Source organism: Psychrobacillus sp. NPDC096426, assembly GCF_044762745.1.
In the GTDB taxonomy this organism is placed as follows: Bacteria; Bacillota; Bacilli; order Bacillales_A; family Planococcaceae; genus Psychrobacillus.
Genome location: NZ_JBIWEX010000028.1, coordinates 1 through 21,575, shown reverse-complemented (window position 1 = coordinate 21,575; position 21,575 = coordinate 1). Strand labels below are relative to the sequence as shown.

Here is a 21,575-nt window from a genome sequence, read left to right as displayed (position 1 = left end):
TTCTAACAGAAAGACAGCTTTTACATTGTGGAAATTCTGAGGAGTTGTTTCGTTCGTGACATCACATACATACTTAACTGTAAAAGCATTAACTAAATACATAAAAAGAAAATTCGATGCGGATACACATTTGCGTGATGTGTATGTAAAAGGAGAGCTTTCGAATGTCAAGGTCCACTCAAGTGGGCATATTTATTTTACGTTGAAGGATGATGCTGCAAGAGTCACATCGGTCATGTTTGCAATGAATGCAAGAGGGCTCAAATTCACTCCAGAAAGCGGAATGAACGTGCTCATTCGTGGTGATATTAACGTATTTGAAGCAGCAGGGCAATATCAGCTCTATGCATCTAGTATGCAACCGGACGGCATTGGAGAACTTTTCCTCGCTTTTGAACAATTAAAAAAGAAATTAGATAGTGAAGGATTATTTCACCCAAGTCGTAAAAAAACGATTCCAGCTTTCCCTAAAAAAATTGGAGTCGTTACTTCGAAAACTGGAGCAGCAATACGCGATATTTTAACAACTTTAGAACGTAGATATCCGATTTGCGAAGTTGTTGTGTTTCCGAGTATTGTTCAGGGACCTCAAGCGGCGCCTTCCATTGTAAAATCGATTGAGCAAGCAAATAGTGTACGTTCCATAGACGTACTCATCGTTGGGCGAGGCGGGGGATCCATTGAGGACTTATGGGCATTCAATGAAGAACAAGTAGCTAGAGCTATTGCAAACAGTCGCATACCTATCATAAGTGCCGTTGGACATGAAACGGATACAACGATTGCTGACTTCGTTTCCGACTTACGTGCCCCTACACCAACAGCAGCTGCAGAGATGGCAGTACCAAGCAAAGAAAATTTGATGAAAAATATTTTATCTTATCAATCTGCCTGCTTACACTTTGTATCCAAAAAATTAGCGGATGAGAAAAATAGATATAAGCGTGCGATAGAATCTCCCGTGCTTGCAACACCAGAAAAATTATATCGTCCTTTTATAGAGAGATATGTACGTGCAGAGCAGCAACTACAAAGAGAAACTAGTCGATTGTATAAAGATAAGAGTCGTTATTTTACACAATTGCAAAATAGATTTACCCAACTTTCACCTCAGAAAGTAATAGATCAACATCAAAAATCAGTACAAACAATTACAAACCAACTGAGTCAAGTGACTTTATCAACATTTGAAAAAAATCGACAACAATTTATTGCTTCTATTCGTACATTGGAGGCATTAAATCCATTAAAGATAATGGACCGTGGATATAGCATTACGTATAAAAATGGTCAATTAGTAAAATCAGTTGCTGATGTACAGCCAGGTGATTCAATCCTTGTTACTTTATCGGATGGCAGACTCGAAGCGATTGTTCAAGAAGTAGATAGGAATGAGAGAGGGGACTAATTTTCATGACTAAAAAAGAAATTCCATTTGATGAGGCTATGCTACAATTGGAGAATATTGTTCGTCAACTAGAACAAGGGGATGTACCATTAGAAAACGCTATCGAATTGTATCAAAAAGGCATGGAGCTTTCCAAGCTATGTAGTGAAAAATTACAAAGTGCAGAAAAGCAACTTGTCTCTTTCATGGGAGAATCGCCAGAGGAAGCTGGTAACGCAAATGAGTAAAGGACTACAAACATTCATCCAAACCAATCAGCCAATTATCGAACAAAAACTAACTACACTAATCCAAGAAATAGTTGCTCCTCAACCGTTAAAAGAAGCGATGGCATACTCACTTCAAGCAGGCGGAAAGAGAATAAGACCATTGTATACACTTGCTGTATTAGAAGAATTGAACGTAAAAAGCGAAGACGCTTCGATTGTCGCTAGTACGATTGAAATGATTCATACGTATTCCCTAATTCATGATGATCTACCTGCAATGGATGATGATAATCTGCGAAGAGGAAAACCAACGAATCATGTAGTTTATGGAGAAGCACTTGCTATTTTAGCGGGGGATGCACTTTTAACATACGCATTTGGAATATTAGCGCGACTTACCAATCTAACAGCGGACCAGAAAATACAACTAATCGATCAACTTAGCTTTGCAGCGGGAGCGGAAGGCATGGTTGGTGGACAAGTACTAGATATTTTAGGTGAGGGTAAATCGTTAACACTTGATGAACTAGAAAAAGTTCATATAAATAAAACTGGGGCACTTCTTTCCTTTAGTATATTAGCCGGTGGAATTATTGCAAATGCTTCGGAAGAAACTATGAAAGCATTACAAACTTATGCCTTCCATATTGGCTTAGCATTTCAAATTCAAGATGATATTTTAGATATTGAAGGGACTTCGGAGCAACTTGGAAAAACTGTTGGAAAAGATGTATTAAGTGAAAAAAATACATATCCTTCGATACTAACGATAGACGGTGCAAAAGAGCAGTTGCAAAAGCAGTATAAGTCAGCAATTGCAGCATTAGAAGAAGTAAATATGCATAAAGGCATTCTTGTTGCATTTGCCGATTATATTACAAAAAGATCAAACTGACAGCGTAAAGCTTTGTTTTAATGCTGTTTATTGATATTATATTAACTAGTTGTAAAGAAGGAAATCTTAAAAGAAGGTGTGTGATGGCAATGGATTTAACTTCAATTTCTAGCCCATCCTTTTTAAAAAGTTTAGATAATGAACAATTAAAGGAATTAAGTGAAGATATTCGATCGTTTTTAATAGAAAAATTATCTGTAACGGGCGGTCATATAGGTCCGAATCTGGGTGTTGTCGAATTGACAATTGCACTTCATAAATCATTCAATAGTCCAGAAGATAAGTTTCTTTGGGATGTTGGACATCAAGCATATGTGCATAAAATTTTAACGGGGCGTGCAGATCAGTTTGATACGCTACGTCAATTTAAAGGACTTTGCGGATTTCCGAAAAGAATTGAAAGTGAACATGATGTGTGGGAAGCAGGGCATAGCTCTACGTCTCTTTCTGCTGCAATGGGGATGGCGAAAGCACGAGATTTACAAAACAAAAAGAATTACGTCGTACCAATTATTGGAGATGGGGCGCTAACAGGTGGAATGGCATTAGAAGCACTTAATCATATTGGACATGAAAAAACAGATATGATTGTTATTTTAAATGATAACGAAATGTCCATTGCTCCGAATGTAGGAGCTCTTCATAATGTTTTAGGAAAACTACGAACACACGGTACGTACAATAAAGCAAAAGATGATTTAGAATATTTACTGAAAAAAATTCCCGCAGTTGGTGGAAAACTTGCAGGAACTGCGGAGCGAGTAAAAGATAGCTTAAAATATTTATTAGTGTCTGGGGTATTCTTTGAAGAGATGGGCTTCACTTATTTAGGACCAATTGATGGACATAGTTTCGAAGCTTTAGAAGAAAACCTGCAATATGCGAAGAAGATGAAAGGTCCTGTTCTGCTTCATGTAATTACAAAAAAAGGAAAAGGATACAAACCTGCTGAACAAGACAAAATTGGTACTTGGCATGGTACTGGCCCTTATAAAATGGAAACGGGTGCTTTTGTAAAATCTTCATCCACTGCACCTTCATGGAGTGGGTTGATCGCAGAAACAGCGCGTAAACTAGCACGTACAGATGACCGAATCGTTGCAATTACACCTGCGATGCCTGTTGGTTCCAAACTAGAAGGATTCGCTTCTGAGTTCCCAAATCGTATGTTTGACGTTGGAATTGCAGAACAGCATGCTACAACAATGGCTGCAGGTATGGCGGCTGATGGGATGAAACCATTTTTAGTTATTTACTCGACGTTCCTTCAACGAGCATACGATCAAGTACTGCACGATATTTGTCGACAAAACTTGAATGTAGTTATCGGTATAGACCGCTCGGGATTAGTAGGAGCAGATGGTGAAACACATCAAGGAGTATACGACATTTCCTTCTTACGTCATATGCCGAATATGGTCATCATGATGCCAAAAGATGAAAATGAAGGACAACATATGGTGAAAACGGCATTTGACTACTCAGATGGTCCAATCGCAATTCGCTACCCAAGAGGAAATGGATTAGGTGTTCCTATGGACGACCAATTGAAAACTATCCCTATTGGTTCATGGGAAGTATTAAAAGAAGGTACACAAGCTATCATATTAACTTTCGGAACGACGATTCCAATGGCGATGAAAGCAGCCGAACAACTAGCGGAATCGAATATTTCAGTCGAAGTTGTGAATGCCCGTTTTATCAAACCACTAGATGAACAAATGTTAGTGAGCTTGCAAGAACGTAATATTCCAATTATTACAGTCGAAGAAAGTGCGCTTCAAGGTGGTTTCGGAAGTGCTGTACTAGAGTTTTTCAACGAGCAAAATTTACAAGCAAATGTCAAACGAATTGGAATTCCGGACGTATTTATCGAACATGGAGATGTTAGTCAATTATTAGAGGAAATTCATATAACGACGGAAGATATCGTAAAGCTAGTAAACACTACCGTAATTGAAAGTACAAGGTATATCTCATCATGACAAAAGTACCGAAAGAACGTGTAGATATACTATTAGTAGAACAAGGTTTATTTGAAACGAGAGAAAAAGCAAAGCGTGCGATTATGGCAGGGCTTATATATAACAAAGAAGAACGCGTAGACAAACCAGGAGAAAAAATAGGAATCGATTCCGTTTTAACTGTAAAGGGTCAAGTATTGAAATATGTAAGTAGAGGCGGACTAAAACTAGAGAAGGCCTTAGAGCAATTTGATCTTACTGTTCAAGACAAGATTATGTTAGATATCGGTTCCTCAACTGGTGGATTTACAGATTGTGGGTTACAAAATGGTGTGAAGCATGCGTACGCACTAGATGTTGGAAGCAACCAATTAGCATGGAAAATTCGTCAAGATTCCCGTGTAACTGTGATGGAGAAAACGAATTTCCGATATTCGACTCCTGCTGATTTTGGAGAAGGACTTCCATCGTTTGCATCGATTGATGTATCGTTTATTTCATTGAAATTAATTTTTCCAACGTTAAAAACCATTCTAGTTCCAAATGGTGATGTAATTGCTCTTGTAAAACCACAGTTTGAAGCAGGAAAAGATCGAGTTGGGAAGAAAGGGATAGTAAGAGATCCATCGGTACATGTAGATGTATTAAATGACATCGCGAACTTTGCGGAAAAAAATCATTTTCAATTGGTGAATGCTTCTTTCTCACCGATAACTGGTGGAGAAGGGAATATTGAGTTTCTTTTTCATTTAATAAGTGTAGAAGAGGGACAAGTTACCCCTCATGAGATAGATTTTACCAAACTCGTCAGCGTTGCACATAATTCTTTCAAATAATTCGCGACTCAACAAGAGAGTCGCGTTTTTTCTTGTGACTTTTAGGATGAAGTGCTAATGTATAAAGTAACTAGTATAAATATACAATGGGGTGACTTATATGAATAAGGGACAAAGGCATATACGCATTAGAGATATTATTGCCAATAACGAAATAGAAACACAAGACGATTTAGTAGACTTCTTAAAAAATACAGGATATAACGTGACGCAGGCTACTGTCTCTAGAGACATAAAAGAACTGCATCTAGTGAAAGTTCCACTACCAAATGGTAGTTATAAATACAGTTTACCTGCGGACCAACGATTTAATCCAACACAGAAATTACGTCGTGCATTAACGGATGCTTTTGTTAGTATCGATGGAGCAGATCATTTTTTAGTAATGAAAACGTTGCCGGGGAATGCACATGCAATTGGTTCCTTAATCGATTATTTAGATTGGACAGAAATACTTGGAACAATCTGCGGGGATGATACTTGCCTCATCTTATGTCGAGAAAAAGCAGATAGTGAAATTGTCAAAAGTCGACTTTTAGAAATGCTGTAACTTGACTTAAGCGTAATTCAAAATCTGGACGCAATTAAGCCGAGGCGTAATTGATAAAAAGAGGTGAGGATTGTTGTTAAAGGAAATGACTATTAAAAACTTTGCGATAATTGATGAACTCTTGGTTAGTTTTGAAGAGGGACTAACCGTATTGACTGGAGAAACAGGGGCAGGAAAGTCTATCATCATTGATGCCGTTCATTTATTATGCGGTGGAAGAGGATCTCAAGAATTTATTCGCCATGGTGCCAAAAAGGCTGAGTTAGAAGGATTATTTATCATTTCTAACCCAAAACATAGTGTTTTCAAAAAAATGATGGATGTCGGGATAGACATAGACGAAGAGTCCATTATTTTAAGAAGAGATATTAACGATACGGGCAAAAGTGTTTGTCGAGTGAATGGTAAACTTGTCACAATCGGTATTTTAAGAGAGATTGGTGCATCGTTAATCGATATTCATGGCCAACATGAAAGCCAAGAATTGATGGATGACAAAGCCCACATTCATCTGTTAGACCAATTTGCTGGAGAAGATTTAAAACTAGTAAAAGAATCGTATAAAGAACTATTTACTCAATATAGAAAATGGAAAAAAGAGCTTGCCACTTTAACAGAAAATGAACAACAAATCGCACATAAAATTGATTTATATACGTTTCAAGTAGAAGAGATTGAAGAGGCAGGTTTAGTCATCGGGGAAGAAGAACAGCTCCAAGAAGAAAAAAAGAAGCTGCAAAACTTTCATAAAGTATTTGATAAGATGAGCAGTGCATACGAAGCCATTCTAGCCGAATCACGAGGATTAGATTATATCGGAACGGCAATGGCTGACTTACAAGACATAGCAGAAGTAGATAAAAACATGCAAGACTTAAGTGAAAATGTATCAACCGCATTTTATATGTTACAAGAAGCTGCATACCAGTTAAAAAATGAATTAGATGAAATGGAATACGATAGTAATCAATTACAATTGGTAGAAGATAGACTTGCTTTGATTCAAACTTTGAAAAGAAAGTATGGTACTTCTATCGAGGAGATTTTGCAATATAAGGAACAAATTGAGTATAGTCTAGGACAGCTAGTAAATAGAGATGAACAAATACAAAAAATGGCCGAAAAAATTAAACAAATTGAAAAAGACTTAGAACTAGAAGCGACTGATTTAACATATAAACGAAAAGTTGCTGCCAAACAATTAAGTAAAGCAATTATGGAGCAATTACAAGAACTTTATATGGAAAAGGCTACCTTTTCAGTCATGTTTTATGAACAATCGAAACCTACGTATAATGAAAATGGACTCGATGAATTGTCTTTTTATATTTCCACAAATGTAGGAGAACCACTAAAAGCACTGACGAAAATTGCATCAGGTGGAGAGTTATCTCGTATGATGCTCGCACTTAAAAGTATTTTCTCCAAACATCAAGGTATTACGTCAATTATATTTGATGAGGTCGATACAGGTGTAAGTGGAAGAGTAGCACAGGCCATAGCTGAAAAAATCGCTGGAATTGCTACGAATTCACAAGTGTTATGTATTTCCCATTTACCGCAAGTCGCAGCAATGGCGGATCAACATTTAATGATTAAGAAAGAAGTTACTGGCAATCGCACGTTCACGGTATTAGAAGAAGTAATTGATGATAAACGTGCAGAGGAACTTAGCCGTATGATGTCCGGTGCTGAAATTACAAGTACAACATTAAAACATTCAAAAGAGCTGTTAAAATTAGCAAAAGATCGGAAAAAAATATTAAGAAAAGTATGAAGACCTTTAAAAACGGGTCTTCATTTTTTTGACTACTATAGGCGTTTGTTTCATTTGTTTATTATCAATTATTTACCTCACATAGAGTTCTTTATGCAGGACATAGTATTTGTATAGGAGGTGAAACATGAAAAAACCCTATCGTAAATGGTCGCTAATGCCAATGCTTTTCTTTACATTATTTGTCGTAAGCAACCCTACTTTTGCAGAGCAACCCTCTGTTGTCCCACTTGGTCAATCCATACAAATTGATCTTCAATACGGCGCTGTATTCCTCAGTCATGATGTTATGTTAACAGATGAAGAATGGTTGCGCGCTGGTGATTCCATTCACCAGATAAACAATCAAACGATAACGAATGTACAGGATGTAAAAACGCACGTAAAAGATAAAGAACAAATTACTATTCAGTATGAGCACAATAAAAAAATGCATACAAAAGAGATTACTTCTGAACAAACATTAAAACTGCTTCCATTTTTACGGGATGCTACAGAAGGAATTGGCACATTAACTTATTTTGACCCTGCAACAAAGGAATTTGGAGCACTTGGTCATCAAATTGTCGACCATATGACAGGGGTAACCCCAAAATTTTCGGAAGGATCTATTTATTTATCTTCCATTGAACAAATAAAGAAAAGTATCCCAGGGCAACCAGGATATAAAATCACTTCCCATGAGGCGAATACTTCGCCTATAGGTGGTGTGGATGAAAACAATATATATGGCATATTTGGTAAGTTAGAGGATAATGCTTTCGCTAATATCCCATTGCAACAAGTAGAAATTGCGGACATAAAAACGATAATGCCAGGTGAAGCAATTATGCGAACATCCATCGATGGTGAAAAAGTACAAGACTTTACGATAAATATTTCCTCGGTCGATGGACATCTTTTTCAATTTACAGTTACGGATAAATCGCTCATACAAAAAACAGGTGGAATCTTACAAGGTATGAGTGGCAGTCCTATCATCCAAAAAGACAAACTAATCGGCGTGGTCACACATATGTATGTGGACAAACCTAAAAATGGTGCGGCACTTGCAATAACCGAAATGATGAAAAAAAATCCATGAAAATTGATCATGCAGGGTAGGCCAAAATTTGGTCTACCCTTTTTCACAAAATATAGATACAATAGGTGTATTAAGTATTCGACGAAATTGTCGAAATAATTATTTAATTATCAAAAAAGGTAGAAACCGTAATAGAAAAGACTTATTTTTATCAAAAATAAAGGAAGTAGTCTAAAAATAGCGAATAGTACTTAAGTCAAAAAATACAAAGGTGGATGATTATAATGGAGAAAATTAAAATTGCAATAGTAGACGACAATAAGGACCTACTTCGGACAATGGGATCTTATTTTGAACAACATCCAGAAATAGAAGTTATCGGTACTGCTAGTAACGGGAAACTTTGTTTGGAATTATTAGATTCAATAAAACCAGACGTTCTCTTACTAGATATTATTATGCCTCATCTAGATGGAATTGCTGTACTTGATAGTTTGCAAAAAAATAATTTAATAAACGGTATTCAAATCATTATGCTAACTGCTTTCGGGCAAGAGGACGTAATGAAACAGGCAGTCGATTTAGGAGCATCTTATTTTATGTTAAAGCCGTTTGAATTTGATCGCCTAGTCACACAAATTAAACAAGTTGCAGGGAAAAAAGAATTTGTCCAAGACATTCCTGTGAAGTCAAATCCAGAAAAAGAAGCAGCACAAAGTAAACGTATGATTGATCACACGATTACTAATGTTATTAAAGAAATTGGTGTACCTGCACATATTAAAGGTTATTCTTATTTACGAGAAGCGATCCAAATGGTTTATACGGATGTTGAGTTACTTGGTTCCATCACGAAAGTATTATATCCAGAAATCGCTAAGAAATTCCAAACGACTCCATCTCGTGTAGAGCGAGCAATTCGACATGCTATCGAAGTCGCATGGAACCGAGGAAACTACGAAACTATTTCGAAAATGTTTGGCTATACAGTACATCATCTGAAGTCAAAACCTACCAATAGTGAATTTATCGCGATGATTGCAGATAAAATTCGCATGGAGAATATGGCTAGTTAATCGTTGGTATTACTGGACTTATTGTAAATACATTCATACCTAAAATCTTATTTTAATGCCTATAAACTCTTACTAACAAAGCCAACGAATTTATGGGTTCGCTGGTTTTTTTTTGCTTTTGGAAGCTATGCCCGCGGAAAGCGTTCGCCTGCAGTGAAAATCCAAACGGTCACTAATTAAAGCCTGAATCTTATTAAGTAGTTAGTTTGTTACTCTTGGACGTATTTTTAGATAGAACGACAAGAAAAAGTCGTATAAAGCAAATGAAAAGTTTACCTTTTGACCTAATTTGTACAGTGAAAGATACATCCAAACGACTGTATTTTACGGAAAGTTGTCATTATTTTTTTGACTAATTTAGGTATTAATAAGGAAATTCAAATCCCCCTCTATTTTTTAGGTACGCTAATCTCAATTAGACGTATAATAATGTTGGAGGGGAAGTGTGAACTTGATGATTATTGAAAAAAATGACGAAATAACATTATCAGAAAATAATGGACGCGTGTTCATTGCAATAAATAATAATGGCTATAACTTGAAGAAATTTGATGAATTGACACGTAAGCACACACGCCTGAAAGTATCTAATTTTTTGGCGTTGAAAAAAGCGTTGGAAAATAAATCGCACGATCCAATCGAGATAGGCAGTTGGATCGAAAGCATGGAACTAGTAATAAGTGAAGATAAAATGGAAGCGCTTCTTACGATTTATGAATCACAGACATACATCCAAGAAAATTTAGCAGAAATTCACACGAACATTCAAAAAGTGTTACAGGAACAAAGAATTATTTATGGACATAGACCAATCGATTTACTAACTATAAAAACAGGAAAAACTTACATAGTTGCAAAAGGATTGTCCCCACAAAAAGGCGAAGATGCAAAAGTCATCTATTTAGAACAAGCGGAAAAAAAACCAGTCGTTAAAGAGGATGGTAACACTGACTTTTTTGATATGAATTTTATTGTCGAAATTAAAGAAGGATCCTGGTTAGGGGAGAAAACCCCTCCTCAAAAGGGTGTAGATGGCATGAATATATTTGGGGAAATGGTTCCAGCTGAGCCAGGCGATGATACACCATTAAAATATGACACAAAGAGTGCATATGAAGTGGAAGAAAATGGAGCAATCGTGCTTCGTTCTAAAACAAATGGTATCATTGGTGAAGTGAATGGAGTGCTATCTGTTCAAAAGCATTTAGTCATAGATGGGGATGTTGGGTTAGAAACAGGAAATCTAACATTTGACGGGTCGATTCTTGTAAAAGGAACGGTTATGGCTGGATATTCAGTTATCGCCTCAGGGGACGTATCGATCGAAGGAAAAGAAGGTGTAAATGCTGCGGAGTTGATAAAATCAACAGAAGGAGATGTCTTTATCAAAGGAGGCATTTTCGGCCGTGGTGTGACAATAGTTGAAGCTTACAAAAATATTTATATAAAGCATGCGAACGAATGTACATTAGAAGCGAAAGAGGACATTCATATAGGATTTTATACACTTGGTTCATCTATTGCAGCCAACAAAATATTGTTAGATGAAAGAAAAGGGAAAATTATTGGTGGCAAAACGATAGCAGTCAATTCTATTACTGCTGCATATTCTGGTAATAGTTTGGAAAGAAAAACAGAACTCATCGTCCAAGGTATCGATAGAAAAATACTAACGGAAAAAGCAAAAGTGAAAGCAGAAGAAATGATGAAACTACAAGAGGAAATGTCGAAGTTGAATGGACAAATTAGTCAATTTAGTCAAATGAAAAATGCCATGACCGTTCAACAAATAGCCGTATTTGAACAAACAAAGCAAAAGTACAATCAATTGCAAACGGAAATAAAAGGAATTGACGCAGAAATCCAACGAATATTAAAAACGTTACGCCAACCAAATGACTGCTATATTCATATTACAAAAGAAGCGAATGCTGGGACGTTAATTCAAATTGGCTATAAATCATCCGTATTATCAAGTTCAACGAAAGGAAAATTTAAAATAGAAAATGGGGAGTTAAATGTCTAATATACCCGTTTATGCGCATCGTGGAGCCCCAAATAGGTATGTCGAAAATTCTATGAAAGCTGTCAAACGTGCAATCATGCTTGGAGTTGATGGGATTGAAATAGATTTACAGCTATCCGCAGACGGTGTTGCTTTCGTGACGCATGATATTGACTTTTTTCGATTAGCTGGAAATAGTCGACGTATTACGGATATGAGAGCAGAAGAAATTTTGCAGCTTAAATTAGGAAGTCCACTTAGTCGAAAATTTTGGTACAGTCGCGTGATGACATTCGACCAGTTTTTACAATTAGTCGCACCTACTGGTGTAAAATTGAATATTGAAATAAAGGAATCGTTTCTAGGAAAAATAGAAAAAATTATTGAAGTTGTTGAAAAAACAAAAGGTATTGTAGATGTCCATTTTTCTTCGTTCGAATTTAGTATATTGCAAACGATACATGCAATGGGGTTGAATGCAAAAACAGCTTTCATCGGAAGAAAAAACTCCGATTGGGATTATGTTTTATCTATAAAAAAATGGGATGCCATACATTTAAACAAAAAATTTTATGATTCGGAACTAATGTACAGAATATGGAATGCAGGATTTCCGATTCGCTTTTACAATGTCAAAGGAAATGAAAAATACATCGATCATCCACATGAATCCGTTATTGGTTGGATTACGGACTATCCAGAAAAAATTATGCAACGACAAAAAAGGAATCTGACTTAAAAAGTCAAGATTCCTTCTTCTTTTGAAATCGTGGAGCTACTTTTCCGTTCTTTCGATCCCTGTTCAATAAAAATCCGGCAAAGAACCCTAAGCCTAAAACAGTGAAAATAATTCCGCTTATAAATTGTAAAGCTAAGCCCCCGATAGGGAGAATTTGCAAACCGAAAAACGTATCTCTCATTAATTTAATCCCAAACGCTGCTAAAATTCCAGGAATTAATAACACGATCAAAGCCGCTAAACGACCCATTTTCTTCACTCCTGTTCCTACATTTTTAATTTTACATGCAAGAATATGATTGTCAACGAAAGAAACTTAAGTTATGATAAATGAGAAGTGCAATAAGTTGCGAAAGAGAAAACGGGGGTGTGCATATTTTTGCAAAATATATTAATTATAGGTGCAGGTAACGGTGGATATGCACTTCTGAAGTTGATCGAACAAGCGGATTACTTACAAGTATCTGCAATCGTTGATATCAACGAAGAAGCCCCAGGAATAATTTACGCAAAAGAGCATCAAATTCCAACTTATTCAGATTGGAAACCTCTTATAAGCGGAAATATTCAAATCATCATTGATGTAACAGGACAAAAAGAGGTTTTTCAACAACTTCTTGTAAATAGACCTGCTACAGCAGTAATAATACCAGGTGGGATTGCCAACTTAATCGTTACATTATTAGAAGAAAAAAATGATTATATTCAAATCATTGATCGCAAAAAAATGATGCAAGAACTTATTTTTAACTCTATCGAGGAAGGCATGATCGGGATTGATGACCGAGGAATCGTCAATTTTTTCAATAAAAGTGCCGAAAGAATGACGAAAATGCCCGTTGAACAAGCAATAGGAAAGCATGTGCATGAAGTAATAAGCTTAAGTGAATTACCGAGAATATTCGAGGCTGGTAGTGTCGAATTGAACAAAGAACTCACTCTTGAAAGCGGTACCAAAATAGTTACGTCAAGATATCCAATGATTGATGCAGAGGGAAAACGAGTCGGCGCATTTGCGGTATTTAAGGATATTACTGAAGTACTTCGACTTGCAGAAGAGATTACAAATTTGACAGAAATACAAAAAATGTTAGAAGCAATTATCCATTCAAGTGATGACGCTATTTCTGTAGTGGATGAAGAAGGTAAAGGGATTCTTATTAATCCTGCATATACCCGCATTACCGGTTTCAGCGAAGAAGAAGTAATCGGTAGGCCAGCAACTGCGGATATTTCAGAAGGGGAAAGTATCCATTTAAAGGTATTGCAAACGAAAAAGCCGATTCGTGGAGTAAATCTTCGAGTTGGGAAACAGAAAAAAGATGTGATTGTGAATGTTGCTCCGATTCTTGTGAATAGCGAGATAAAAGGGAGTGTCGGGGTCATTCACGACATGACTGAAATGCGCGGACTAATGAAAGAGCTGGATCGTGCAAAAACGCTTATTCGGACATTGGAATTATCCTATTCACTGAAAGATATTTCCGGAACATCTAGACAAATAATTTTTGCGACTGAGCAAGCGAAACTAGCGGCAAGTGTAACAGTTACCGTTCTTTTGAGGGGAGAGGTCGGTTCGGGGAAGGATTTATTTGCCCATGCGATTCATAGTGAAAGCGACAGAGCGCCTTATCCATTTATCCGTGTTAATTGTAGTGCTTTGGAAGAGCATTTATTGGAAAAAGACTTATTTGGTTTTGAAGAGAGTGGGTTAAGTCAAGCGGGACTAATCGAGAGTGCTGTTAATGGTACTATTTTCTTGGACGAAGTTGGGGAACTAACGAAAAAGACGCAAGCAAAATTGCTCCGCGTTCTAAGAGAAAATGCCATCATTCGGGTTGGAGGTACTTCTTCTATTCCTGTAGATGTACGAATTATCGCAGCGAGCAGTTTAAATTTAGAAAAAGCAATGCGCGAAGGCACTTTTCGGGAAGATTTTTATTTCCAATTAAATCGAATGCCCATTCATATTCCTTCCTTAAGAGAGCGAAAAGAAGACATTCCACTTATAGCGGAACATTTACTTGTGAGACTAAACCAAGAATTTGGTCGGAATGTAGAAGGGTTCACAGAGGAAGCGATGGCAAGCTTACTTGACTATGATTGGCCTGGAAATGTTCGTGAACTCGAAAATATTATCAGCCGTTCCATGATTTTCCTGCAGCCAAATGATCGATTTGTTGAAGAACAACATTTACCAAAATCAATGCTTGTTTTAACAACTAATGGAGACGAAGATGATGAGTCAAAGGGTACGCTTGCCGAACAGATGGATGAGATGGAGAAAAAAGTATTGTCTCGTGCACTGAAAACTTGCGGTGGAAATAAATCGCAAACTGCTAAAAAACTGCAAATCTCGCTGCGTACATTATATTACAAACTAGAAAAATATAACTTAGTTTAACTTTCTCAACAAAATGAGAGTTACGTTCAAGCAACAAGAGGTATTGATTATATAGATAGACAAATCATTTAACTACTAGGAGGAATTACACATGGAAATTTTCAAATATTTGGAGACTTACGATTATGAGCAATTAATTTTTTGCCAAGATAAAACATCTGGATTGAAAGCGATTATTGCAATTCATGACACAACGCTTGGACCAGCACTTGGTGGTACTCGTATGTGGAATTATGCATCAGAAGAAGAGGCAATTGAAGATGCGCTACGATTAGCAAAAGGTATGACATATAAAAATGCTGCTGCAGGTCTAAATCTGGGTGGTGGGAAAACGGTTATTATTGGAGATCCATTGAAAGACAAAAACGAAGAAATGTTCCGTGCATTCGGTCGTTTTATTCAAGGGTTAAATGGTCGTTATATTACAGCAGAAGATGTTGGTACAACTGTAGCAGATATGGATATTATTCATGAAGAAACGAATTATGTAACAGGTATTTCCGAAGCATTTGGTTCATCAGGTAATCCATCACCAGTAACTGCTTACGGTGTATACGTAGGAATGAAAGCTGCTGCAAAAGAAGCATTTGGTTCTGATTCTTTAGAAGGAAAAACAGTTGCAGTGCAAGGTGTAGGCAATGTTGCATACACATTATGCGATTATTTACACAAAGAAGGCGCAAAACTAATTGTAGCGGATATTAACCAGATTTCAGTTGACCGTGCTGTAAATGCATTTGGTGCAGTACAAGTTGGAGTAGACGAAATCTATGCACAAGATGCAGATATTTTTGCACCGTGTGCACTAGGTGCAATTATTAACGACAACACCATTCCACAACTAAAAGCAAAAGTAATTGCAGGTTCTGCAAACAACCAATTAAAAGAAACAAAACATGGCGATATCATTCATGAAATGGGCATTGTATATGCACCAGATTATGTTATCAATTCGGGTGGAGTTATTAACGTTGCAGATGAATTATATGGCTACAATCACGAGCGTGCGATGAAACGAGTTTCATGTATATATGATACAATAGAAAAGATTTTCGCTATTTCTAAAAGAGATGAAATTCCTACGTACGTTGCAGCAGACCGACTTGCGGAAGAGCGCATTGAACGTATAGGAAAATCTCGTAGCCAATTTTTACAAAACGGCAAACATATTATTACAAATCGATAATATAAAGTAGACGAAAAACAAGCAAAATAATAGATAACCAAATGAAGGGCCGACTTTGAAAAAAGCGGCCTTCTTCGTTCAAAATTGGTTCTGTTTAGTATGAAGGAGGCTAATTCGTTGGCAAAAGAATATGATGTAGTTATCATCGGTGGAGGTACAGGAGGTTATGTCGCGGCTATTCGGTCGGCTCAATTAGGATTGAAAACGGCAATTGTAGAAAAAGGCAATCTTGGAGGTACATGCTTACATAAAGGATGTATTCCGAGTAAAGCTTTGCTTCGTAGCGCAGAAGTGTACGCAACGACGAAAAATCATGCAGCCGATTTTGGTGTCAATACTTCTGACGTGACACTGGACTTTAATCGTGTGCAAGCTCGTAAAGAAGCCATCGTCAGCCAGTTGCATCAAGGTGTACAGGGGCTTATGAAAAAAGGTAAAATTGATGTGTATGAAGGTACAGGTAGAATGCTTGGTCCATCCATCTTTTCTCCTTCACCAGGTGGAACGATCTCCGTTGAGATGAATAATGGCAATGAAAATGAAATGCTTATTCCGAAAAATGTACTCATTGCAACGGGTTCAAGACCTCGTACTTTACCAGGTCTTACAATCGACGGCACTTTTGTCATGAGTTCAGACGATGCATTAGCAATGACTGTATTACCAAAATCGATTGTTATCGTCGGTGGTGGAGTTATCGGAATCGAATGGGCTTCCATGTTAAATGATTTTGGTGTAGAAGTGACGGTTATTGAATATGCTGATCGCATCATACCAACGGAAGATAAAGATATCTCTAAAGAAATGCAAAAACTACTTGCTAAAAAAGGAGTCACATTTGCAACAAGTGCAAAAGTACTCCCGGAAACATTGGAAACAGGGGACAATCAAGTAACCATATCGGCAGAACTAAATGGAGAAAATAAAACGTTCACGGCTGAAAAAATGCTCGTTTCAGTTGGCCGTCAAGCGAATGTAGAAGGTATTGGGATTGAAAACACAGATATAGTTGTAGAAAAAGGATTTATCCAAGTAACTGAAACATTCCAAACTAAAGAATCTCATATATATGCTATTGGTGATGTAATTGGGGGTCTTCAACTAGCACATGTTGCAAGTCATGAAGGTATTACAGCTATCGAGCATATTGCCGGAAAGCAAATCTCGCCAATTGACTATACACTAGTTTCTCGTTGTGTTTACTCGAACCCTGAAGCGTCTAGTGTTGGGATTACGGAACAGCAAGCAAAAGAGCAAGGATTCGAAGTGAAAGTTGGTAAATTCTCCTTTAAAGCAATTGGCAAAGCACTTGTTTATGGCGAATCAGATGGTTTTGTCAAAATCGTTGCTGATAAAAAGACGGATGATATTTTAGGTGTTCATATGATTGGACCTCATGTAACGGATATGATTTCGGAAGCAGGTCTAGCTATGGTTCTGGATGCAACTCCTTGGGAAATCGCGCATACGATTCATCCGCACCCAACACTTAGTGAAATAATGGGAGAAGCGGCACTAGCTGTAGATGGTAAAGCTATTCATATGTAAAAGGAGGAGTTCTATATGACAACAAATCGTCACGAAGAAATAGGGTTAACAAACGAAGATGTGCTGAAAATGTTCGAAACGATGTTAATGGCACGTCGTATTGATGAGCGTATGTGGTTATTAAACCGTGCTGGTAAAATTCCTTTCGTTATTTCTTGTCAAGGACAAGAAGCAGCACAGGTGGGAGCAGCGTTTGCTCTTGATAATACAAAAGACTATATTGCACCATATTACCGTGATATGGGTGTTGTATTACATTTTGGTATGACGGCAAAGGATTTAATGTTATCTGCTTTTGCAAAAGCGGAAGATCCAAACTCTGGCGGTCGTCAAATGCCTGGGCATTTTGGTCAAAAGAAAAATAGAATTTTAACTGGTTCTTCTCCGGTTACTACTCAATTACCACACGCTGTGGGAGTAGCACTTGCTGCTAAAATCGAGAAAAAGGATTTCATTACATTTGTAACGCTTGGAGAAGGTTCATCTAACCAAGGAGATTTCCACGAAGGATTAAACTTTGCGGGCGTTCACCAATTACCATGTATCACAATGGTTGAGAACAATAAATACGCAATCTCTGTCCCATTTGAACGCCAAGTGGCGAGTAAAACGGTTGCGGATCGTGCATCCAGTTACGGTATGCCTGGAGTGACAGTTGATGGAAAAGATCCTATTGCTGTCTATAAAGTAGTGAAAGAAGCAGCGGATCGTGCTCGTAACGGAGAAGGTCCAAGTTTGATCGAAGCAGTCACTTATCGTTTAACTGCTCACTCATCGGATGATGATGATCGTCAATACCGTACTGCAGAAGATATTGCGGAAGGTAAAGCACTAGATCCACTTATTACGTTTGCAAAATATTTACGAGATCATGATATTTTAACGACTGAATTAGAAAAAGAAATTAACGACCGCATCATGAAAGAAGTAAACGAAGCAACGGATTATGCTGAAAATGCACCGTATGCTGCTCCAGAAGATGCATTGAAGCACGTATATGCAGAAAAAGATGGGGGGAACGCATAATGGCAATCATGTCTTATATCGATGCAATTACACTTGCAATGAAAGAAGAAATGACTCGTGATGAGCGCGTATTCGTTCTTGGAGAAGACGTAGGTCGAAAAGGCGGAGTATTCAAAGCTACGAATGGTCTATATGATGAATTCGGTGAATATCGCGTTTTAGACACACCCCTTGCGGAATCTGCTATTGCAGGCGTTGGAATTGGTGCTGCTATGTACGGTCTACGTCCTATTGCGGAAATGCAGTTTGCGGATTTTATCATGCCTGCAGTAAACCAGATTATTTCGGAAGCAGCGCGTATACGTTACCGTTCGAATAATGACTGGACTTGTCCAATTGTAATTCGTGCCCCTTTCGGCGGTGGTATCCATGGTGCGCTTTATCACTCACAATCAGTAGAAGCAATTTTTGCAAACCAACCGGGATTGAAAATTGTCATTCCTTCTACTCCTTATGACGCTAAAGGCCTATTAAAAGCGGCAATCCGCGATGAAGATCCTGTTATGTTCTTTGAGCATAAACGTGCGTACCGTCTTATTAAAGGCGAAGTTCCGGAAGAGGATTATACAATCGAAATCGGTAAAGCGGACGTAAAACGTGAAGGGGAAGACATTACAGTCATAACGTATGGTCTTGCTGTTCACTTTGCGCTGCAAGCTGCAGAACGATTAGAAAAAGACGGAATATCTACGCATGTCCTTGATTTACGTACTATTTATCCATTAGATAAGGAAGCAATAATTGAAGCAGCATCTAAAACAGGTAAAGTTCTTCTCGTAACCGAAGATAACAAAGAAGGCAGCATTATTAGCGAAGTAGCGGCAATCATTGCAGAAAATTGCTTATTTGATCTAGATGCACCAATTATGCGTCTTGCTGGTCCAGATGTTCCTGCTATGCCATATGCGCCAACGATGGAAAAATTCTTTATGATCAATCCAGATAAAGTCGAAAAAGCGATGCGCGAATTAGCGGACTATTAAGGAGGGACTTACATGGCTTTAGAACAAATCAAAATGCCTCAACTTGGGGAAAGTGTAACAGAAGGTACAATCGAAAAATGGTTAGTAAAACCAGGCGACCAAGTAAATAAGTATGACGCACTTGCTGAAGTAAACACAGACAAAGTAACGGCAGAAGTGCCTTCTTCCTTTACAGGAGTTATTAAGGAACTAATTGCTAACGAAGGAGATACACTTGCGGTTGGAGAAGTCGTTTGTACAATTGAAACAGAAGGCGGATCTACAGAAGAAGTTGTAGAAACTGCTCCAGAGCAGCCAACAGCCGAAACAGTTAAACCTGCAGAAGTACAAAAGCATGCAGGGAAAGTCGACCGCGAAAAAGGTGCAAAAGCTCGTTATTCACCGGCCGTACTTAAATTATCACAAGAACATGGAATTGACCTTACGTTAGTTAATGGTACTGGCAATGAAGGCCGTATTACACGTAAAGATTTGCTGAAAATTATTGAAAACGGAGAAATCCCAGTTGCTGCACAAGTTGAACCAAATGTAGAGCAAGTTAATTTAGCTCCACAACCAACAGCTGCGCCAAAAACAGCTTCAGTAAATGTACCAGTAGCAGTAGGGGATATTGAGATCCCAGTTACAGGTGTACGGAAAGCAATCGCAGCAAATATGCTACGAAGCAAACATGAAGCTCCACATGCTTGGATGATGATTGAAGTGGATGTAACAAGCCTAGTACAATACCGTGATTCACTAAAAACAGAGTTTAAAGCAAAAGAAGGCTTCAACTTAACGTATTTCGCATTTTTCGTAAAAGCCGTTTCCCAAGCACTAAAAGAATTCCCTATTATGAATTCGATGTGGGCAGGAGATAAAATTGTACAGAAAAAAGACATCAATATTTCCATTGCGGTAGCGACAGATGATGCACTTTTCGTTCCAGTCATCAAAAGTGCGGATGAAAAAACAATTAAAGGCATCGCACGTGAAATAAATGAATTAGCTGTAAAAGTTCGTTCTGGCAAATTGAAATCAGACGAAATGCAAGGTGGTACTTTCACAGTAAATAACACTGGTTCATTCGGTTCTGTGCAATCCATGGGAATTATCAACCACCCACAAGCTGCGATTTTACAAGTGGAGTCTATTGTGAAACGCCCTGTTATTATGGATGGTGGCATGATTGCGGCACGTGATATGGTGAACTTATGTCTATCATTAGACCACCGTGTACTGGATGGTTTAGTTGCCGGTCGTTTCCTAGCGCGCGTGAAAGAGATTTTGGAGAATATTACGAAAGAGAATACATCAGTTTACTAATGAAAGTGACTCAAAATCGTTTTTTCAACGATTTTGAGTTTTTTTTATCTAATCGCGAATTGTTGTTATTTCATTAGTCGTGTACACAGGTACTTTCTTAGTTGCAAGTTAGATTTTAGGACTATATGTATGTAAAATATTGATAGTAGATTTATAGCACACTCTCTTTATAAAAAAGGAGAGTGTGCTTTTGTTGAAAGTTTTATGGTGTGGAGTTTTCAGTGGAATCAGTACCTTCATCCACCTCTTCCTCATTTTCGTCTTCAGGAATCCCGATATCGTTTTGACCATCATCTTCTAATAATGGATCATTTACTTCCACATCATCTAAGTCGTCATCACTATCGCCACAAGCCCCTAATAATAAGGCGGTAGATAACGCAAATGGTAAAGCAATCATTTTTCTTTTCATTGAAATTACCTCCGTTTCCATAGGTTAAAGTTTGTTGTGTCTATTTTCTATGTACCTCATTTTTCTTTATGTAAACTTATTTTTTTTGTTTGAGCTAGAAAGTTACTTTTTTATTATGTAGAGGCTAGATTTCGAGAGTGTAAAATATTTTGTGTAAATGAATAAATACAAAAAAGGAAGACCTTTTCTTGGTAGAATTAAGTCACCACAACCAATCCTAGAAAAGAG

General features: G+C 37.5%; 19 protein-coding genes. 17 read left to right on the top strand and 2 right to left on the bottom strand.

Annotation, left to right across the window (positions count from 1 at the left end; genetic code table 11):
- Positions 1-55: 55 nt before the first annotated feature.
- From xseA to ACIQYS_RS18975, 11 genes are all read left to right on the top strand, one after another.
- A complete protein-coding gene (xseA, locus tag ACIQYS_RS19025) occupies positions 56-1,408 on the top strand; it encodes an exodeoxyribonuclease VII large subunit (protein ID WP_402983503.1) in 1,353 nt (450 codons plus the stop codon).
- A gap of 5 nt (positions 1,409-1,413) precedes the next feature.
- On the top strand, positions 1,414-1,635 hold the full coding sequence (gene xseB, locus ACIQYS_RS19020; protein ID WP_402983500.1) for an exodeoxyribonuclease VII small subunit: 222 nt from the start codon (positions 1,414-1,416) through the stop codon (positions 1,633-1,635).
- Positions 1,628-2,512: a polyprenyl synthetase family protein gene (locus tag ACIQYS_RS19015; protein WP_402983498.1), complete on the top strand. Its 885-nt coding sequence runs from the start codon at positions 1,628-1,630 to the stop codon at positions 2,510-2,512. Before xseB ends, ACIQYS_RS19015 begins: the two co-directional genes overlap by 8 nt.
- An 89-nt stretch (positions 2,513-2,601) precedes the next feature.
- Entirely contained in the window at positions 2,602-4,497 is a 1,896-nt protein-coding gene (gene dxs / locus ACIQYS_RS19010; protein ID WP_402983495.1) for a 1-deoxy-D-xylulose-5-phosphate synthase, read from the top strand.
- Positions 4,494-5,312, top strand: a complete 819-nt coding sequence (locus tag ACIQYS_RS19005) for a TlyA family RNA methyltransferase (protein WP_402983492.1) — start codon at positions 4,494-4,496, stop codon at positions 5,310-5,312. Before dxs ends, ACIQYS_RS19005 begins: the two co-directional genes overlap by 4 nt.
- A gap of 100 nt (positions 5,313-5,412) precedes the next feature.
- Positions 5,413-5,862, top strand: a complete 450-nt coding sequence (gene ahrC, locus ACIQYS_RS19000; RefSeq protein ID WP_402983488.1) for a transcriptional regulator AhrC/ArgR — start codon at positions 5,413-5,415, stop codon at positions 5,860-5,862.
- Positions 5,863-5,935: 73 nt separating this feature from the next.
- Positions 5,936-7,639 carry a DNA repair protein RecN gene (gene recN, locus ACIQYS_RS18995; protein ID WP_402983485.1) on the top strand — a complete coding sequence of 568 codons (1,704 nt, stop codon included), beginning with the start codon at positions 5,936-5,938 and terminating at the stop codon, positions 7,637-7,639.
- Between the two features lie 127 nt (positions 7,640-7,766).
- On the top strand, positions 7,767-8,723 hold the full coding sequence (locus ACIQYS_RS18990; protein ID WP_402983482.1) for a SpoIVB peptidase S55 domain-containing protein: 957 nt from the start codon (positions 7,767-7,769) through the stop codon (positions 8,721-8,723).
- A 224-nt stretch (positions 8,724-8,947) separates the two neighbouring features.
- Entirely contained in the window at positions 8,948-9,739 is a 792-nt protein-coding gene (gene spo0A / locus ACIQYS_RS18985; protein ID WP_402983479.1) for a sporulation transcription factor Spo0A, read from the top strand.
- Positions 9,740-10,193: 454 nt separating this feature from the next.
- Positions 10,194-11,765: a flagellar assembly protein A gene (locus ACIQYS_RS18980; protein WP_402983621.1), complete on the top strand. Its 1,572-nt coding sequence runs from the start codon at positions 10,194-10,196 to the stop codon at positions 11,763-11,765.
- Entirely contained in the window at positions 11,758-12,483 is a 726-nt protein-coding gene (locus ACIQYS_RS18975; protein WP_402983476.1) for a glycerophosphodiester phosphodiesterase, read from the top strand. Before ACIQYS_RS18980 ends, ACIQYS_RS18975 begins: the two co-directional genes overlap by 8 nt.
- A gap of 4 nt (positions 12,484-12,487) precedes the next feature.
- Here the strand turns inward: ACIQYS_RS18975 and ACIQYS_RS18970 are convergent, their stop codons facing one another.
- A complete protein-coding gene (locus ACIQYS_RS18970) occupies positions 12,488-12,733 on the bottom strand; it encodes a DUF2627 domain-containing protein (protein ID WP_402983473.1) in 246 nt (81 codons plus the stop codon).
- Positions 12,734-12,862: 129 nt separating this feature from the next.
- Between ACIQYS_RS18970 and ACIQYS_RS18965 the strand changes: the two genes are divergently transcribed.
- The 6 genes from ACIQYS_RS18965 to ACIQYS_RS18940 all read left to right on the top strand — a co-directional run bounded on the left by ACIQYS_RS18965 (position 12,863) and on the right by ACIQYS_RS18940 (position 20,935).
- Positions 12,863-14,887 (top strand): sigma 54-interacting transcriptional regulator, encoded by a 2,025-nt coding sequence (locus ACIQYS_RS18965; RefSeq protein WP_402983470.1) that lies wholly within the window; start codon positions 12,863-12,865, stop codon positions 14,885-14,887.
- Between the two features lie 91 nt (positions 14,888-14,978).
- Entirely contained in the window at positions 14,979-16,073 is a 1,095-nt protein-coding gene (gene bcd, locus ACIQYS_RS18960; RefSeq protein WP_402983466.1) for a branched-chain amino acid dehydrogenase, read from the top strand.
- Positions 16,074-16,190: 117 nt separating this feature from the next.
- Positions 16,191-17,621: a dihydrolipoyl dehydrogenase gene (gene lpdA / locus ACIQYS_RS18955; RefSeq protein WP_402983463.1), complete on the top strand. Its 1,431-nt coding sequence runs from the start codon at positions 16,191-16,193 to the stop codon at positions 17,619-17,621.
- A gap of 15 nt (positions 17,622-17,636) precedes the next feature.
- Positions 17,637-18,647, top strand: a complete 1,011-nt coding sequence (locus tag ACIQYS_RS18950) for a thiamine pyrophosphate-dependent dehydrogenase E1 component subunit alpha (RefSeq protein WP_402983460.1) — start codon at positions 17,637-17,639, stop codon at positions 18,645-18,647.
- Positions 18,647-19,630 carry an alpha-ketoacid dehydrogenase subunit beta gene (locus ACIQYS_RS18945; RefSeq protein WP_402983457.1) on the top strand — a complete coding sequence of 328 codons (984 nt, stop codon included), beginning with the start codon at positions 18,647-18,649 and terminating at the stop codon, positions 19,628-19,630. The genes ACIQYS_RS18950 and ACIQYS_RS18945 overlap by 1 nt, the downstream gene beginning before the upstream one ends.
- A 12-nt stretch (positions 19,631-19,642) precedes the next feature.
- Positions 19,643-20,935, top strand: a complete 1,293-nt coding sequence (locus ACIQYS_RS18940) for a dihydrolipoamide acetyltransferase family protein (RefSeq protein ID WP_402983454.1) — start codon at positions 19,643-19,645, stop codon at positions 20,933-20,935.
- Between the two features lie 202 nt (positions 20,936-21,137).
- Here ACIQYS_RS18940 and ACIQYS_RS18935 read toward each other — a convergent pair whose 3' ends face one another.
- Positions 21,138-21,347: a hypothetical protein gene (locus ACIQYS_RS18935; RefSeq protein WP_402983451.1), complete on the bottom strand. Its 210-nt coding sequence runs from the start codon at positions 21,345-21,347 to the stop codon at positions 21,138-21,140.
- Between the last annotated feature and the right edge of the window lie 228 nt (positions 21,348-21,575).

Excerpts from the sequence above, each read along its gene's own strand:
- ACIQYS_RS18950 (WP_402983460.1), top strand. The coding sequence starts at position 17,637 with ATGACAACAAATCGTCACGAAGAAATAGGGTTAACAAACGAAGATGTG.
- dxs (WP_402983495.1), top strand. The coding sequence starts at position 2,602 with ATGGATTTAACTTCAATTTCTAGCCCATCCTTTTTAAAAAGTTTAGAT.
- ACIQYS_RS19015 (WP_402983498.1), top strand. The coding sequence starts at position 1,628 with ATGAGTAAAGGACTACAAACATTCATCCAAACCAATCAGCCAATTATC.
- bcd (WP_402983466.1), top strand. The coding sequence starts at position 14,979 with ATGGAAATTTTCAAATATTTGGAGACTTACGATTATGAGCAATTAATT.
- ACIQYS_RS18970 (WP_402983473.1), bottom strand. The coding sequence starts at position 12,733 with ATGGGTCGTTTAGCGGCTTTGATCGTGTTATTAATTCCTGGAATTTTA.
- ACIQYS_RS18975 (WP_402983476.1), top strand. The coding sequence starts at position 11,758 with ATGTCTAATATACCCGTTTATGCGCATCGTGGAGCCCCAAATAGGTAT.
- ACIQYS_RS18940 (WP_402983454.1), top strand. The coding sequence starts at position 19,643 with ATGGCTTTAGAACAAATCAAAATGCCTCAACTTGGGGAAAGTGTAACA.
- spo0A (WP_402983479.1), top strand. The coding sequence starts at position 8,948 with ATGGAGAAAATTAAAATTGCAATAGTAGACGACAATAAGGACCTACTT.
- ahrC (WP_402983488.1), top strand. The coding sequence starts at position 5,413 with ATGAATAAGGGACAAAGGCATATACGCATTAGAGATATTATTGCCAAT.
- ACIQYS_RS18935 (WP_402983451.1), bottom strand. The coding sequence starts at position 21,347 with ATGAAAAGAAAAATGATTGCTTTACCATTTGCGTTATCTACCGCCTTA.
- xseB (WP_402983500.1), top strand. The coding sequence starts at position 1,414 with ATGACTAAAAAAGAAATTCCATTTGATGAGGCTATGCTACAATTGGAG.
- ACIQYS_RS19005 (WP_402983492.1), top strand. The coding sequence starts at position 4,494 with ATGACAAAAGTACCGAAAGAACGTGTAGATATACTATTAGTAGAACAA.
- ACIQYS_RS18980 (WP_402983621.1), top strand. The coding sequence starts at position 10,194 with ATGATTATTGAAAAAAATGACGAAATAACATTATCAGAAAATAATGGA.
- ACIQYS_RS18945 (WP_402983457.1), top strand. The coding sequence starts at position 18,647 with ATGGCAATCATGTCTTATATCGATGCAATTACACTTGCAATGAAAGAA.
- ACIQYS_RS18990 (WP_402983482.1), top strand. The coding sequence starts at position 7,767 with ATGAAAAAACCCTATCGTAAATGGTCGCTAATGCCAATGCTTTTCTTT.